The organism is Mesorhizobium sp. B2-4-19 (genome assembly GCF_006441315.1).
GTDB lineage: Bacteria > Pseudomonadota > Alphaproteobacteria > Rhizobiales > Rhizobiaceae > Mesorhizobium.
The window spans coordinates 346,004-361,573 of sequence record NZ_VFUV01000002.1 but is presented as its reverse complement, the minus strand read 5'-3'; the positions used below and the strand labels follow the sequence as shown (position 1 = coordinate 361,573).

Sequence of the window (15,570 nt, the reverse complement as noted above, 5' to 3'; positions counted from 1 at the left end):
TTTCACGAGCTATTTTTTCGAAACCCTTGCTTCCACGGAACCGGCGTGAACCGCCAAGCACCGCGGGAGCCTTCTAGCACGGGTGACGCTATGGTTTGTTGATCTTTCTGGCGTGAATATCATGACGCAAGGGGAGAGCCAACAGAGAGCCAAGCTCTCAAGGCCAGCCTGATTTCCCGGGAGATTGGGCCCGATGTCGGGAACGCCGGATTGAAGACGAGATCATCGGCTACGCGCAGGCCGCTGCGGTAGCGTCGAGGACGTCGTGTGCCATTTGCCTCGACATGATGTAGCCGCCGGTTACGGGGCGAGCGGCCAACGCCGGGCTGGAAACGAAAAAATCGGAACAGCCCTTGACCTTCCAGTTACTGGAAGCACTACCTCCGCTATCAGGCAGAGGCATTAGAGGCATTTTGGAATGACGCACCCAGACCATGACCATCGCGGCGATCACCACGCACATGGCCCGCACGGCAGCTGTTGCGCGCCGAAGGGGGCCGATGCGGCGACCGTTCTGCGCGATCCGGTCTGCGGCATGACCGTGGATCCGGCCGCCGGCAAGCCGACATCGCGGCGTGGCGGCCGCCTCTATCATTTCTGCAGCGAGCGCTGCCGTTCGAAATTCCAGGCCGAGCCGGAACAATACCTGACGGCCACCGACCCCGTCTGTGGCATGAGCGTCGACCGTGCCACAGCCAGGCACTTCGTGCGCCATGAAGGCCAAGGCTTCTATTTCTGTTCCGCCGGCTGCAAGGCGAAATTCGAGGCGGCACCGCAGACTTATCTCGGCGACAGGCCGGCACCGCCGCCCGCGCCCAAGGGCACGCAGTACACCTGCCCGATGCATCCCGAAATCGTCCGCGACAAGCCCGGCTCCTGCCCGATCTGCGGCATGGCGCTTGAGCCGATGGGCGTGCCATCGGGCGATGAAGGGCCAAATCCCGAACTGGTCGATTTCACCAGGCGGTTCCGGGTCAGCGCGGTCCTGTCGATCCCGCTTCTGATCGTCGCGATGGCGCCGATGATTGGTGTGTCGTTCGAAGGCTGGGTCGATGATCGCACGAAGGTCTGGATAGAATTGCTCCTGGCAAGCCCGGTGGTGATCTGGGCCGCTTTTCCCTTCTTCCACCGTGGCTGGGAGTCTGTCCTCAACCGCAGCCCCAACATGTGGACGCTGATTTCGCTGGGCGTCGGCGCGGCCTACCTCTACAGCGTCGTCGCCACCCTGTTTCCGGACATCTTCCCGCATCAGTTCCGCGGCCATGGCGGTGCTGTGCCGGTCTATTTCGAGCCCGCCGCCGTCATTGTCGCGCTGGTTTTCCTTGGCCAAGTGCTGGAACTGCGTGCCCGCGAAAAGACCGGCTCGGCAATCCGCGCCTTGCTCGATCTGGCGCCGAAGACCGCGCGGCGTATGGCCGAAGACGGTTCGGAGACCGATGTGCCGCTGGACAGCGTCAAGGCTGGCGATCGCCTGCGTATCCGGCCCGGTGATGCGGTGCCGGTCGACGGCACGGTTCTCGAAGGCCGCTCCTCCATCGACGAATCGATGATCACGGGCGAGCCGCTGCCGGTCGAAAAGGCCGAGGGCGACGCTCTCACCGGCGGCACGCTCAACAGGCAGGGTTCGCTGATCATGCGCGCCGAACGGATCGGCGCCGAGACCACGCTGGCGCGCATCGTCGAACTCGTCGCCAAGGCACAGCGCTCGCGCGCGCCGATCCAGGGATTGGCCGACCGCGTTTCCTTCTACTTTGTCCCGGCCGTCGTCCTTGTCGCCGTCGTGGCCTTCATCGCCTGGGCCGTCTTCGGTCCCGAGCCCAGCCTGATCTTCGCCATCGTCTCGGCGGTCTCGGTGCTGATCATCGCCTGTCCCTGTGCGCTTGGTCTCGCCACGCCGATGTCGATCATGACCGCCACCGGGCGCGGGGCGCATGCCGGCGTGCTGATCAAGGAAGCCGCCGCGCTCGAACGCTTCGCCTCCGTCGACACGCTGATCGTCGACAAGACCGGCACGCTGACCGAGGGGCGGCCGAAACTGACGGACGTCGTCGCGGCATACGGCTTTTCCGAAGACGATTTGCTGGGGCACGCCGCGAGCCTGGAGAAGGGCTCGGAACATCCGCTGGCCGAGGCCATCGTCGAGGGCGCCGCGGCGCGCGGAGCGAACGTCACCGACGCCGGCGATTTCGAGGCGGTTACCGGCAAGGGTGTTTCCGGCACGGTGTCGGGCAAGGCCGTGGCGCTCGGCAATGCCGCGATGATGGGCGATCTCGGCGTCGATGTCTCTTTCCTTGCGGCCAGCGCAGAAGCGCTGCAGGGCGACGGCAAGACGGCGATGTTCGTCGCTGTCGGCGGCAGACTGGCCGGCATCGTCGCCGTCGCCGATCCCATCAAGGCGACCACCGCCGAGGCGATCAAGGCGCTGCATGACAGCGGCCTCAGGATCATCATGGCGACCGGCGACAATGAGCGCACGGCCAACGCAATCGCCAAAAGCCTTGGCATCGACGAGGTTCGCGCCGGCCTGTTGCCGGAACAGAAGGCAGCCCTGGTCGAGGAACTGCGCGGCAGGGGCGCCGGCGTCGCCATGGCCGGCGACGGCGTCAACGATGCCCCGGCCTTGGCCGGCGCCGATGTCGGCATCGCCATGGGCACCGGCGCCGATGTCGCGGTCGAAAGCGCCGGCATCACCTTGGTCAAGGGCGACCTCAACGGCATCGTCCGCGCCCGCACCTTGGCCCAGGCGACGATCGGCAACATCCGCCAGAACCTGTTCTTCGCCTTCCTCTACAATGTGCTTGGCGTGCCGGTCGCCGCGGGCGTGCTGTATCCGATCACCGGCATGCTTTTGTCGCCGATGCTCGCGGCGGCGGCGATGAGCCTGTCCTCCGTCTCGGTCATTGCCAACGCATTGCGGCTGCGGACGTTGAAACTCTGATCCAAGCCCCCAAATACGAAACCCCCAGATACCGAACCAAAGCAACAGGAGACCATGAATGACCTTGGCCAAGAAACTCGTGCTTTTGCTGATGGCGGCCGGAATGCTGCTCGCCGTCTTCCTCGAAAGCGTTCCGGCGCAGAGCGAAGAGATGAAACACGACATGGCCGGCATGTCGATGGGCGCGACCGGCCCTTCGACCGAAGGCTACAAGGCGGCGATGGACAAGATGCATGCCGACATGATGGCGTCGCAATACACCGGCAATGCCGATGTCGATTTTGTCCGCGGCATGATCCCGCACCACCAGGGCGCCATCGACATGGCCAAGGTCGAGCTTGCCAACGGCAAGGACCCGGAAATCCGCAAGCTCGCCGAAGGCGTCATCGCCGCGCAGGAAGCCGAGATCAAGCAGATGCAGGACTGGCTTGCCGCGCATCCGGTCAAGTGAGCCTTTCGCGACGGTGAGATTTGGGCGAGAAACGCCTCTGGATTTTCTCGCTCGCCCTGTGATGCGATTCAGCCTCGAACGGAGCCTGCCATGCCATCGACCATCAGAACCACCACGCTGCCCTCTGGCGAAGCCGTTCAGGTGCTCGGCCAGGGCACGTGGAAGATGGGTGAGGATTCGCGCCGCCGTGCCGATGAGGTCAACGCTCTCAAACTCGGCCTCGACCTTGGCCTCACGCTGATCGACACCGCGGAAATGTATGCCAGCGGCGGCGCCGAGGAAGTGGTGGCGCAAGCCATTGCCGGGCGCCGCGCCGAGGTCTTCGTGGTCTCGAAGGTTCTACCGTCGAACGCATCGCGCGCGGGCGTTCGGCGCGCCTGCGAGAACAGCCTGAAGCGCCTGCGCACCGACCGCATCGATCTCTACCTCCTGCATTGGCCGGGCAGCGTGCCTTTGGCCGAAACGGTCGAGGCCTTCGAGGCCTTGAAGAAGGCCGGCAAGATCCGCCATTGGGGCGTCAGCAATTTCGACACCGAGGACATGGAGGGCCTGGCCGGCTTGCCCGGCGGCGGCAACGTCCAGACCAACCAGGTGCTTTACAATCTGGTCCGGCGCGGCCCCGAATTCGATCTGGCGCCCTGGAGCCGCAAGCGCGGCATTCCCCTGATGGCCTATTCGCCGGTCGAGCAGGGCGCGCTGGCGCGCAATGCCAGGCTCGATGCCGTCGCCGCCCGCCACAATGCGACCGCGGCACAAATCGCCCTGGCCTGGGTGATGCATCAGGAGGGCGTCATCGCCATTCCGAAGGCCAGCAGCCAGGAGCACGTCCGCCAGAATTTCGCGGCGCTCGACATCGAGCTTACGGGCGAGGATCTCGCCGACCTCGACCGCGCCTTTCCGCCGCCAACACGCAGGCGCGGCCTGGAGATGATCTGACTACTTCCCCGCCAGTCCCTTCAGCCGGTAAAGCGCTTCCAGCGCTTCCCTCGGCGTCATCTCGTCTGGATTGATGTCGCCGAGGGCGGCGCCGAGCGCGTCGCTCTTCACCGGCTTCGGCGCCTCCCGCTTCACCGCCACGGAAAACAGCGGCAGGTCGTCGACCAGCCGGTTGGCCTTGCCGGAAACCTCGCCTTCCTCCAGCTGGTGCAGCACCTGCTTGGCCCGGTCGACCACCGCCTCCGGCAGGCCGGCGAGCCGCGCCACCTGGACGCCGTAGGAGCGGTCGGCGGCACCCTTGCCGACCTCGTGCAAAAAGACGACGTCGCCTTCCCATTCCTTGACCCGCATGGTGACGTTGTGGAGCCGCGCCAGCTTGCCGGCCAGCGAGGTCATTTCGTGGAAATGGGTGGCGAAGATCGCCCGGCAGCGGTTCTTCTCATGCAGATATTCCACTGCCGCCCATGCGATCGACAGGCCGTCGAAGGTGGCGGTGCCGCGGCCGATCTCGTCGAGGATCACCAGCGCCCGTTCGCCGGCCTGGTTGAGGATCGCCGCCGTCTCGACCATCTCGACCATGAAGGTCGAGCGGCCGCGCGCCAGATCGTCCGAAGCGCCGACGCGCGAGAACAGCCGATCGACGACGCCGATATGGGCCGATGCCGCCGGCACAAAGGAGCCGGTCTGGGCCAGGATGGCGATCAGCGCGTTTTGCCGCAGAAACGTCGATTTACCGCCCATGTTGGGGCCGGTCAGCAGCCAGATCGCGCCGTTCTTGGCGTTCCCTTCCGGCGACAGGTCGCAATCATTGGCGACGAACGGTCCCTCGCCCGAACGGCGCAAGGCCTGCTCGACCACCGGATGACGGCCACCTGATATCTCGAAGGCAAGGCTCGAATCCACCACCGGCCGGCACCAGGCTTCGCTTTCCGAAAGCAACGCAAGTGCCGCCGAGACATCGATCGCTGCCAGCGCATCGGCGCCGGCACGGATCTTTTCCGCCTCGCCGACGACTTGCGCCGTCAGCGCATCGAACGCTGCCAGTTCGATGCTGAGCGCCCGGTCTGCCGCGTTGGCGATCTTGGTCTCGAGTTCGGCAAGCTCCGTCGTGGTGAAGCGCATGGCATTGGCCATGGTCTGGCGGTGGATGAAGCGCGCCTTGGCGCCATCGCTGCCGGTCATGACCGCATGATGGTTGGCGGTCACTTCGATGTAGTAACCCAGCACATTGTTGTGCCGGATTTTCAGCGAACGGATGCCGGTCTCCTCGATCAGCGAGCGCTCCAGCCCGGCGATCACTTTTCGCGATGCGTCGCGCAGCGCCCGCATCTCGTCGAGTTCCGGGTGATAGCCGCCGCGCAGGAAGCCGCCGTCACGCTTGAGCAGCGGCAGTTCCTCGCCGAGCGCCTGGGTCAGATGCTGGGCAAGCGCCTGCGGCAGCGCCTGGATGGCGGCCATCGCGTCCGCCATTTCCTGGGGCAGGGCGGTCGCGGCGAAGATTTCGACGATTGCGCCGGCCGCCTCGAAACCGGCGCGCAGTGCGCCGAGGTCGCGCGGGCCGCCGCGGTTGAGCGCCAGTCGCGACAGCGCGCGCGGCATGTCGGCGACGCTTTTCAGGCTCGTCCGCACCGCCTGGCAAAGCCGGGTTTCGGAGCGGAAGAACGACACCGAATCCAGGCGCGCGCCGATCGCCGCCGGGTCGGTCAGCGGCGCCATCAGCCGGTCGGCGAGCAGCCTTGCGCCGCCGCCGGTCACCGTGCGGTCGATCGCCTTGAACAGCGAGCCCTCGCGACTGCCCGAGAGCGTGCGTAAGAGCTCGAGATTGCCGCGCGTCGCCGGATCGATGAACAGGGTCGAGCCCTGCTCCTCGCGCTCCGGCCGCGACAAAGGCGGGCGCTCGGCTTTCTGCGTCTTCTCGACATAGGCGATGGCGCCGGAGATCGCCGACAGTTCGGCGCGCGAAAACGTGCCGAAACTGTCCGGTGTCGCCACCTCGAAGAAGCGGGCGATGCGCCCGGTGGCCGAGGCCGAATCGAACAGCGATGGCGGCTGCGGGTTGGCGACGCGGCCGAGCACGTCGAACACCGGCCTCAGCTCGGGATCATGGAACACCGGCTCGGCGACGATCAGCTCGCGCGGATCGACGCGGAAGATGTCGGCCAGCAGCCGGTCGGCGGTGGTCTCGGCAACGCGGAAGGCGCCGGTCGAGATGTCGATCCAGGCAATTGCGAAGGAATGGTCGCTGCCGCCCTTCACCCGCCCCAGCGCCATCAGGAAGCTCGATTCCGACGGCGCCAGCAATTTGTCCTCGGTGATGGTGCCCGGCGTCACCAGCCGCACCACGTCGCGGCGCACCACCGATTTGGAGCCGCGCTTCTTCGCTTCGGCCGGATCCTCGATCTGCTCGCAGACGGCGACGCGGAATCCCTGGCCGATCAGCTTCTGCAGATAGTCGTCGGCCGCATGCACCGGCACGCCGCACATCGGGATATCGTGGCCCTGGTGCTTGCCGCGCTTGGTCAAGACGATGCCCAGCGCCCGGCTCGCCTTTTCGGCGTCGTCGAAGAACAGTTCGTAGAAATCGCCCATGCGGTAGAACAAGAGCGAATCCGGGTTCGCCGCCTTGATCTCGATGAACTGCTCCATCATCGGCGTGACGGCGACCGTGCCGGGATGGGGCGCCGTCATCACTTCGGGGGCGTCGGGCTCATTGGCTATGTGCATGTTCATGGCGCGGCACGCTAGCAGATGTGGTGGCCGGGTTTAATGCCGGGGCTTCGAAAAGCAGGGGAAGACCGAGGCGATGGTTTGCAAGCAATTGTCCTTCAGCCTGCGATTCCCGCGCGCTGGCGGTTTACACGCGGCGGCGCGTGGTCTTAATTCGGACCGAAACAATGCACCCGCATCAAGGAGGTGCTGCACCCGGTGAGGAAATCAAAAGCATCATGGCCAGGAAAACCGAGAACAACGGTCCGTCCGTCAGCGCGCAGGAAGCGCTCGAATTTCACGCGATGGGCCGGCCCGGCAAGCTGGAGATCGTCGCCACCAAGCCGATGACGACGCAGCGCGATCTGAGCCTCGCCTATTCGCCGGGCGTCGCCGTGCCGGTACGCGCCATCGCCGAGGACCCCAGCCGCGCCTTCGACTATACGACGCGCGGCAACATGGTGGCCGTCATCTCCAACGGCACCGCCATCCTTGGCCTCGGCAATCTCGGTGCACTGGCCTCCAAGCCGGTGATGGAAGGCAAGGCGGTGCTGTTCAAGCGCTTCGCCGATGTCGATTCCATCGATCTCGAGGTCGACACCGAGGATGCCGACGAGTTCATCAACTGCGTGCGCTTCCTCGGACCCTCCTTCGGCGGCATCAACCTGGAAGACATCAAGGCGCCGGAATGCTTCATCATCGAGCAGCGCCTGCGCGAACTTATGGACATCCCGGTCTTCCACGACGACCAGCACGGCACCGCCATCATCTCGTCCGCCGGACTGATCAACGCGCTGGAGATCACCGGCCGCGACATGAAGACCACGAAGATGGTCTGCAACGGCGCCGGCGCGGCCGGCATCGCCTGCATCGAGTTGATGAAGGCGATGGGCTTCGCGCCTGAAAACATCATCCTGTGCGACACCAAGGGCGTGGTCTTCCAAGGCCGCACCGAAGGCATGAACCAGTGGAAATCGGCGCACGCGGTCAAGACCGAGGCACGCAGCCTTGCCGAGGCGCTCGACGGCGCCGACGTCTTCCTCGGCCTCTCTGCCAAGGGGGCGCTGACAACCGCCATGGTGCAGTCGATGGCCAAGAACCCGATCATCTTCGCCATGGCCAATCCCGATCCGGAAATCACGCCGGAGGAAGTGGCCGAGTTCCGCACCGACGCCATCATGGCGACGGGCCGTTCGGACTATCCGAACCAGGTCAACAACGTCCTCGGCTTCCCCTACATCTTCCGCGGCGCGCTGGATGTGCGGGCCACCACCATCAATGACGACATGAAGATCGCCGCGGCACGCGCGCTCGCCGAGCTGGCGCGCCAGGACGTGCCCGACGACGTCGCCGCCGCCTATCAGGGCAACCGGCCGAGATTCGGCCCCAACTACATCATCCCCGTGCCGTTTGACCCACGGCTGATCTCGGCCATTCCGCTGGCGGTGGCCAAGGCGGCGATGGAATCGGGCGTCGCCCGCAAGCCGATCCTCGATCTCGACCGCTATGCGCAGGAACTGTCGGCCCGCCGCGACCCGATCGCCTCGACCCTGCAGCGCATCTACGACCGCGTGCGCCGCCAGCCCAAGCGCATCGTCTTCGCCGAGGGCGAGGAGGAGCAGGTGATGCGCGCCGCCGTCTCCTACGTGAACCAGCGCCTTGGTACCGCCATCCTGCTTGGCCGCGACGATGTCATCAAGGAAAACGCCAAGCACGCCGGCATCGACCTCAACAAGCAAGGCATCGAGATCATCAATGCAAGGCTGTCGCGCCGCAACGGCATCTACACCGACTATCTCTACGAGCGCATGCAGCGCAAAGGCTTCCTGTTCCGCGATTGCCAGCGGCTGATCAACAATGACCGCAACCATTTCGCCGCCTGCATGGTGGCGCTTGGCGACGCCGACGGCATCGTCACCGGCGTCACCCGCAACTATTCCACCGCGCTCGACGACATCCGCCGCGTCATCGACGCCAAGCCCGGCCACCGCGTCATCGGCGTCTCGATCGTGCTGGCGCGGGGCAAAACCGTCCTCGTCGCCGACACCGCCGTGCACGACATGCCCAATGCCGAGCAGATCGCCGACATCGCCGAGGAGGCGGCGGGCTTTGCCCGCCGCATGGGCTATGAGCCGAGGCTCGCCATGCTCGCTTATTCCACCTTCGGCCACCCGCAGGGCGAGCGGTCCGAGCGTGTCCAGGAGGCCGTGCGCATCCTCGACAAGCGCCGCGTCGATTTCGAATATGACGGCGAAATGGCCGCCGATGTCGCGCTGAATGGCCGGGCGATGGCGCAATACCCGTTCATCCGCCTCACCGGCCCGGCCAATGTGCTGATCATGCCGGCCTTCCACTCGGCCTCGATCTCCACCAAGATGCTGCAGGAACTCGGCGGCTCGACGGTCATTGGTCCGCTGCTGGTCGGGCTGAACAAGCCGGTGCAGATCGTCTCGCTGAACGCCAAGGACAGCGATATCGTCAACATGGCGGTGATCGCGGCCTACACGGCGGGGACTTGAGGGGCGGTCTGTGTGGAAGGCGGATGCCAACGATCTGGTTCTTCGAATCCGGCGGCTCGAAACGCCGCCGGCTCCCCATAACAGATTGATAAGATTCAGCTGATATACGGAAACTCTTGCCGCATGCCGTAACGGCATCCACGGCGCGCTCAGACCGCTAAATGGGGGTGCGGCCATGAAGCATGACGGAGTTTCCGTATCCACGGTCGGCCCAGTGGTCAACCACGACGAGCGGCTGGACGCCTTGCTCAGCATCACCGGCCGCATGGACGGTTATCTCTATCGCTGCCGCAACGACGCGTCCTACACCATGCTCTATATCAGCGACGGCATCTTCACCGTCAGCGGTTATCGGCCGAGCGATTTCATCCACAATGCGGTGCGCGACTATGTCTCGGCCATCCACCCGGATGACCTCCCGTCGGTCTATGCCGCCGTCGACGCCGCGCTCGAGGCGCGCCGCAATTGGAACGTCGACTATCGCATTGTGCCGAGGGCCGGCGAACCGCTCTGGGTCCGCGAGATCGGCGGCGGTGTCTGGGACAAAGCCGGCGAACTCGAATTTCTGGAGGGCTTCGTCGTCGACATCAGCGACCGCAAGGTCGTCGAGGACCTGAACGCCCAGTTGGTCCTGGATCTGAAGATCGCCAATGAGGAACTCTCGGCGCAAAAGCGCGAGATCGAGGTGGCGAAGCAGCAGAGCGACCATTCGGCCAACCACGATGCCTTGACCGACCTGCCCAACCGGCGTGCCTTCCACAACGAGCTCAGATCGGTCGTCGCCCGCTGCGGCGCCACAGGCGAGGCGGCCGGGCTGCTGTTCATCGACCTCGACCGGTTCAAGGAAGTCAATGACACGCTCGGCCACGAGGCCGGCGATGCGCTGCTGCAGCGGGTGTCGAGCCAGCTTCGCTCGATCCTGCGCAGCGCCGATTTCGTCGCCCGGCTCGGCGGCGACGAGTTCGCCTTCCTGTTCTCGGCCGACACCGAGCTGGCACGGCAGAAGGCCGTGCGCGTCGCCGAACGCATCCTGGAAAGGTTGCGGATCAAGGTTCCCACGCCCAATGGCGCCATCCAGATCGGCTGCACCGTCGGCGTGGCCATGTATCCGGCGGAGGCCGCCGATTGCGACGCGCTGATCGCGCTCGCCGACCGGCTGATGTACATCGGCAAGAAGAGCGGCCGCAACCGGCTGGTCACCGCCAGCGAAATGGCGCCGCAACAGCCGTCATCCAGGCCTCGCCTTCGCAAGACGGCGTAGCTATCGCCGCGAACTGTGCCGGCTCCAAAAATCCAAGGGATGACCGCGCCGGCTTCAGCCCGGCGCGAACGCCCGTGCCGCTTCGATGACGTCCTCGATCTGGTCCTGCCGCAGCAGGTCGATCGGAATGCGGCCGTCGAGTTGTGCTGCGGGGCGCGTCAGCCACAGCCAGGCGAGCCTCGGATTGCCGATCAGCGACTGCACGTCGCTTATGCCCGCGACCGGCCTGCCGTCGACGAATTGCGCCAGCGGGAAAACGTGCTTGCGGCCGCCCTTGCGCAAGGCGATGACATCGCCGCGCCTTTGCCAGCGGTGCAGGGTCGAGCGGGCGATGCGCAGATTCTCTTCCAGATAGGTCGAGCCGGCGACACGGCCGGCCCAGTCCTCGATCAGCATCGATCCCAGGTCGTCGGACCGTGGCGGCGCGGCAAGCATTTCATCGGCCGGCAAAGCCGTCGGCATATCGGTAGCGCCGGCCTCGCTGCGGCGCGCGGCTTCCGCCGCCAGCGCGCGCACGAATTTCGAGGCAAGGCCGGGAAGGTCGGCATGGATGGCGTCGATGGCGCGCTGATGCTTCGGCGACAGCAAGGTGACGGCGGATGCTATGCTGCCGGCGATCTTGCCGACCGAGACCACGGTGGACTGGTTTATGGCCTCGTCATAATGGGCAAGCGCGCGTTCGACGTCCTCCGCGACCATCTCCGCGAAGTCGTCCTGTCCAAGACCGGTTGTCTGAAATCTGCTCATGCACATGTCTTCCGGCCGCGCGCTCCTCCCTCAGCCGCGGCCGATTGCTGAATTTCTACTGCGGAGAATGGAAATCATGGCGGCAACGGGTCACGCCGCCCGACAGCTTGCTGTCTTGCATCTTTTCAACATCCCATCTGGCTGCGGGCGCCCCGAAATGTCAGTCACGGGAACGCTCTCGATTTCATGTAGGAGCGATGTGTGACAACTGCGCGACGGTGAGAAGCGGCTGCTACAGCAACCCAGCCAGTTCCGCCTCGCGGCGCAGGTTCTGCCTCGGCCTTGGGCCGATCTGCTGGATCACAAGACCGGCCGCCAGTGAGCCAAGGTCACCGCAAGTCTTGAGGTCGCGGCCTTGCGTATAGCCGTGCAGGAAACCGGCGGCATAGAGATCGCCGGCGCCCGTCGTGTCGACCAGTTCCCGGATCGCCGTCGCCTGGATCACCACGGTCTCGTCGCCGCGCACGATGACCGAGCCTTTTTCCGACCGCGTGACGGCGGCTATTCTGCAATCCTCGCGGATCTTGGCCAGCGCCTCGTCGAAGGACGATGTCTGGTAGAGCGACTTGATCTCGTGACTGTTGGCAAAGACGATGTCGACCGTGCCCGACCGCATCAGCTCGAGGAATTCGTCGCGGTAGCGGTCGACGCAGAACGAATCCGACAGCGTCATGGAGACTTCGCGGCCTGCCGCGTGCGCCAGCCTGGCCGTCTGCCGGATCGCCTCCTTGGCGCGCGGCGGGTCCCACAGATAGCCTTCGAAATAGGTGACCTTGGCCCCAGAGGCCTTGTCGGCCTCGACATCCTCCGGCCCAAGCTCGACGCAGGCGCCGAGATAGGTGTTCATCGAGCGTTCGCCGTCGGGCGTGACGAAGATCATCGAGCGTGCCGTCGGCGGCTCGCCCTGGAGCGGCTTGGTGTCGAAGGCGACGCCCTGCGCGCGAATGTCGTGGGCGTAGATTCCGCCCAGCGCATCGTTGGAGACCTTGCCGAAGAAGGCGGCGCGTCCGCCGAAGGAGGCAACACCAGCCGCCGTGTTGCCGGCGCTGCCGCCGGAGGCTTCGATCGCCGGACCCATCCGGCTGTAGAGCAGTTCGGCGCGGTGGGTGTCGATGAGGTTCATCGCGCCCTTGATGATGCCGTTGGTTTCGAGGAATGCCTCCTCGCACTGGGCGATGATGTCGACAATGGCATTGCCGATGCAAAGCACGTCATAATCCGGCATCAATGTCTCCGCCAAAAACCCGAGCCGGCTTCTTGCCACGCTGGCCGGGCGCGGGTTTAGCGATTCGCGGCGGCTTTGCCTAGGGTGTGTCGCTATTCAGGTGCTGCCGGCCAGACCTGCATTGCAACGAACCCTGGAGCGCGACAGGCCCAGGCGCTACGACAATTCGACCGTGGACGAAGCATTTCGTCTGGCCGTCGCTTACAAGCTGGCTCTGCCGATCACCCATCAAAGGCGAGCCAGTCTCCATGTCTGCAAAGAACGACACGACCACCGACCTGGCCTTGCTCGGCGTGCTGGCTGTGCTGTGGGGCGCCTCCTACACGTTCATCAAGATCGGCGTCGAGACCATCCCGCCCGTCACCTTCATCGCCGCGCGCACCTTGATCGCCGGCGGCATCCTGTTCGCCATCATCCGCTGGCGCGGACTTGCCATGCCACGCGACGTAGCCACCTGGCGCCGCTTCGCCTTCCAGGCCTGCCTCAACAGCGTCATACCGTTCACGCTGATCGCCGCGGCCGAGCGCTCGGTCGATGCCGGCCTCGCCACCATTCTCAACGCCACCTCGCCGATCTTCACCTTCCTGCTCACCGCTCTGATCACTCGCCATGAGCCGGTCACGGTGCGCAAGTCGATCGGTGTCGGCACCGGCATAGCCGGCATATGCCTCATCGTCGGCACCGAGGCGCTGGGTGGCATCGGCCACGAATTGTGGGCGCAAGTCGCCATCGTCGCGGCAACGATCTGCTATGCCGGCGCCGCCATTTTCGGCCGTGGTTTCAAGGGCCTCGATCCGATGCTGCCGGCGGCAGGCTCGATGCTGTGCGGCGCCGTCATGCTGGTGCCGCTCAGCCTGGTGGTCGACCAGCCCTGGACGCTCTCGCCATCGACGGCGTCGATCCTGGCCCTGCTCGGCCTGTCGGTGTTTTCGACCGCACTGGCCTTCGTCATCTATTTCCGCCTCATCCACACGCTGGGTTCGGTCGGCACGACGTCACAGGCCTATCTGCGCGTGCCGATCGGTGTCGGCATCGGCGCCGTCTTCCTCGGCGAAAGCCTGGGGCCGACGGCATGGCTGGGCATGGCTTTTGTCGTGGCCGGCGTCGCGGCCATGACCATCCCGGTTAGAAAGTCGGCCTTTGCCCGATAGCGATATGCTTGTGCTCGCGGCCCGCGCTGCCTATCTCGGAAGCGTCCCGCCTTCCGGCGGTGTCCTGCGCCCCGGGGGTTGAAGCACGGTGATTTTCGACGCTGCCCGCATCGCGGTCCTCGAACTGCTTTCGCCGCCGTTTCGTGCCGTGTTCATCAAGACGCTCGGCCTGACCGTGCTGGCGCTGGTCGCCTTGTGGTTCGGCCTGACCAGTCTTGTCGAGTGGCTGGCTTTGCCATGGCTCCAGACATTGCTGCCGGGCATACCGTCCTGGGCCGGCTGGCTTGGCGGCATCATCGCGGCCATCGCCCTTGCCTTCGGCATGGCCTTGCTCGTCGCGCCGGTCACGGCGGTGATCGCCGGCCTGTTCCTCGACGATGTCGCCGAAGTGGTCGAGCGCACCGACTATCCCCGCGACCCGGTCGGGCGCGCCATGCCGGCTTGGCGCTCGCTGGTGCTGGCGATAAAATTCCTCGGCGTCGTCATCCTCGGCAACATCGTGGCGCTGATGCTCCTGCTGGTGCCTGGTATCAACATCGCCGCCTTCTTCATCGTCAACGGCTATCTGCTCGGCCGCGAATTCTTCGAATTCGCCGCGATGCGCTTTCGCCCCGAGGACGAAGCCAGGGCCTTGCGCCGGCAGTATGCCGGCACGGTGTTTCTCGCCGGGCTGGTTATAGCGGCCTTCCTTGCCGTGCCGCTGCTCAATTTGCTGACGCCGCTCTTCGCCGCCGCCATGATGGTGCATCTGCACAAGGCGGTCTCGGCGCGGGAAAGCCGCAGGTGACCGCGGTCGCATATGACGGCCGCCGTTTAATCGGCGGATTTGCCGAACAGCGCCTGCAATTTGCCGAACGGCATGGCGGCGCGGGTGAAGCCGAACGTGCCGTCCTGCTGGATTTCGCGCGTCGCCGTCTCCAGCATGCCATAGGCGAAATTGGTCAGCCACGGCCCGAGCGAAATGCGCTTCACTCCAGCCTTTGAGAGATCGGCGATGGTGAAGCCCGGTTTCGCCATGACGTTGACCGGCTTGCTGACCGCCGAACACAACGTTCGCACCATCTCGACATCGCCGATCCCGGGCGCATAGAGCACGTCGGCGCCGGCCTTCTCGAAGGCCTGCAGCCGCTTGATGGTGTCGTCGAGATCGGGCTTGCCCCACAGAAAATTCTCGGCCCGCGCGGTGAAGACGAAATCGCGTTTCAAGGCCCGAGCCGCCTCCACCGCCGCCGCGACGCGCTCAACCGCGTGGGAGAAATCATAGATCGGCCTGTCGGGATCGCCGGTGTGGTCCTCGATCGAGCAGCCGGCAAGGCCGGCCGCTTCCGCCGCGAAGATGGTTTCGGCGGCCCGCTCGGCGCTGTCGCCCTTGCCCTTCTCGAGATCGGCCGAGACCGGCAGGTCGGTCGCCGCCGTCACCTCGCGGCAGTGATGGATCATCTGCTCGAAGGTCACCGCGCCGTCCGGCAGGCCGCGCGAAAAGGCAAAGCCGGCGCTGGTCGTCGCCAGCGCCTTGAAGCCGAAGGATCCCAGCAGCTTGGTCGTGCCCGGATCCCAGGGATTGGGCATGACGAAGGTCGAGGCATGCAGGTCGCGAAAGATCTTGCCCTTGTCCATGAATGCTCCCCATCAGAAA

11 protein-coding genes are annotated in these 15,570 nt (G+C 65.3%); 7 read left to right on the top strand and 4 right to left on the bottom strand.

Features of this window, described 5'->3' with window-relative positions:
• Positions 1 to 418 precede the first annotated feature (418 nt).
• The 3 genes from FJ546_RS04955 (at position 419) to FJ546_RS04945 (ending at position 4,325) form a co-directional block, all read left to right on the top strand.
• A complete protein-coding gene (locus FJ546_RS04955) occupies positions 419 to 2,938 on the top strand; it encodes a heavy metal translocating P-type ATPase (RefSeq protein WP_140888332.1) in 2,520 nt (839 codons plus the stop codon).
• 58 nt (positions 2,939 to 2,996) lie between these two features.
• Positions 2,997 to 3,389: a DUF305 domain-containing protein gene (locus FJ546_RS04950; protein ID WP_140888331.1), complete on the top strand. Its 393-nt coding sequence runs from the start codon at positions 2,997 to 2,999 to the stop codon at positions 3,387 to 3,389.
• A gap of 90 nt (positions 3,390 to 3,479) precedes the next feature.
• The gene (locus tag FJ546_RS04945) at positions 3,480 to 4,325 is read left to right on the top strand and encodes an aldo/keto reductase (RefSeq protein ID WP_140888330.1); all 846 of its coding nucleotides are present in this window, start codon (positions 3,480 to 3,482) and stop codon (positions 4,323 to 4,325) included.
• On the opposite strand, the gene mutS is transcribed toward FJ546_RS04945, so the two are convergent.
• The gene (mutS, locus tag FJ546_RS04940) at positions 4,326 to 7,055 is read right to left on the bottom strand and encodes a DNA mismatch repair protein MutS (protein ID WP_140888329.1); all 2,730 of its coding nucleotides are present in this window, start codon (positions 7,053 to 7,055) and stop codon (positions 4,326 to 4,328) included.
• 215 nt (positions 7,056 to 7,270) lie between these two features.
• On the opposite strand from mutS, the gene FJ546_RS04935 reads away from it, so the two are divergent.
• The gene (locus FJ546_RS04935; RefSeq protein ID WP_140888328.1) at positions 7,271 to 9,550 is read left to right on the top strand and encodes an NADP-dependent malic enzyme; all 2,280 of its coding nucleotides are present in this window, start codon (positions 7,271 to 7,273) and stop codon (positions 9,548 to 9,550) included.
• A gap of 175 nt (positions 9,551 to 9,725) precedes the next feature.
• Complete coding sequence (locus tag FJ546_RS04930; RefSeq protein ID WP_140888327.1) at positions 9,726 to 10,811, top strand: sensor domain-containing diguanylate cyclase; 1,086 nt, start codon at positions 9,726 to 9,728, stop codon at positions 10,809 to 10,811.
• Between the two features lie 54 nt (positions 10,812 to 10,865).
• Here FJ546_RS04930 and FJ546_RS04925 read toward each other — a convergent pair whose 3' ends face one another.
• Both FJ546_RS04925 and FJ546_RS04920 read right to left on the bottom strand, forming a co-directional pair.
• Positions 10,866 to 11,558 (bottom strand): antitoxin Xre/MbcA/ParS toxin-binding domain-containing protein, encoded by a 693-nt coding sequence (locus tag FJ546_RS04925; RefSeq protein WP_140888326.1) that lies wholly within the window; start codon positions 11,556 to 11,558, stop codon positions 10,866 to 10,868.
• Between the two features lie 232 nt (positions 11,559 to 11,790).
• Entirely contained in the window at positions 11,791 to 12,783 is a 993-nt protein-coding gene (locus FJ546_RS04920; RefSeq protein ID WP_140888325.1) for an adenosine kinase, read from the bottom strand.
• 248 nt (positions 12,784 to 13,031) lie between these two features.
• On the opposite strand from FJ546_RS04920, the gene FJ546_RS04915 reads away from it, so the two are divergent.
• Positions 13,032 to 13,934, top strand: coding sequence for an EamA family transporter (locus FJ546_RS04915; protein WP_140888324.1), 903 nt, complete (start codon positions 13,032 to 13,034; stop codon positions 13,932 to 13,934).
• Between the two features lie 88 nt (positions 13,935 to 14,022).
• Entirely contained in the window at positions 14,023 to 14,721 is a 699-nt protein-coding gene (locus FJ546_RS04910) for a sulfate transporter family protein (RefSeq protein WP_140888323.1), read from the top strand.
• Positions 14,722 to 14,747: 26 nt separating this feature from the next.
• Here the strand turns inward: FJ546_RS04910 and FJ546_RS04905 are convergent, their stop codons facing one another.
• Positions 14,748 to 15,551 (bottom strand): oxaloacetate decarboxylase, encoded by an 804-nt coding sequence (locus tag FJ546_RS04905; RefSeq protein ID WP_140888322.1) that lies wholly within the window; start codon positions 15,549 to 15,551, stop codon positions 14,748 to 14,750.
• Positions 15,552 to 15,570 lie beyond the last annotated feature (19 nt).

Excerpts from the sequence above, each read along its gene's own strand:
- FJ546_RS04930 (WP_140888327.1), top strand. The coding sequence starts at position 9,726 with ATGAAGCATGACGGAGTTTCCGTATCCACGGTCGGCCCAGTGGTCAAC.
- FJ546_RS04950 (WP_140888331.1), top strand. The coding sequence starts at position 2,997 with ATGACCTTGGCCAAGAAACTCGTGCTTTTGCTGATGGCGGCCGGAATG.
- FJ546_RS04955 (WP_140888332.1), top strand. The coding sequence starts at position 419 with ATGACGCACCCAGACCATGACCATCGCGGCGATCACCACGCACATGGC.
- FJ546_RS04915 (WP_140888324.1), top strand. The coding sequence starts at position 13,032 with ATGTCTGCAAAGAACGACACGACCACCGACCTGGCCTTGCTCGGCGTG.
- FJ546_RS04925 (WP_140888326.1), bottom strand. The coding sequence starts at position 11,558 with ATGAGCAGATTTCAGACAACCGGTCTTGGACAGGACGACTTCGCGGAG.
- FJ546_RS04920 (WP_140888325.1), bottom strand. The coding sequence starts at position 12,783 with ATGCCGGATTATGACGTGCTTTGCATCGGCAATGCCATTGTCGACATC.
- FJ546_RS04905 (WP_140888322.1), bottom strand. The coding sequence starts at position 15,551 with ATGGACAAGGGCAAGATCTTTCGCGACCTGCATGCCTCGACCTTCGTC.
- mutS (WP_140888329.1), bottom strand. The coding sequence starts at position 7,055 with ATGAACATGCACATAGCCAATGAGCCCGACGCCCCCGAAGTGATGACG.
- FJ546_RS04935 (WP_140888328.1), top strand. The coding sequence starts at position 7,271 with ATGGCCAGGAAAACCGAGAACAACGGTCCGTCCGTCAGCGCGCAGGAA.
- FJ546_RS04945 (WP_140888330.1), top strand. The coding sequence starts at position 3,480 with ATGCCATCGACCATCAGAACCACCACGCTGCCCTCTGGCGAAGCCGTT.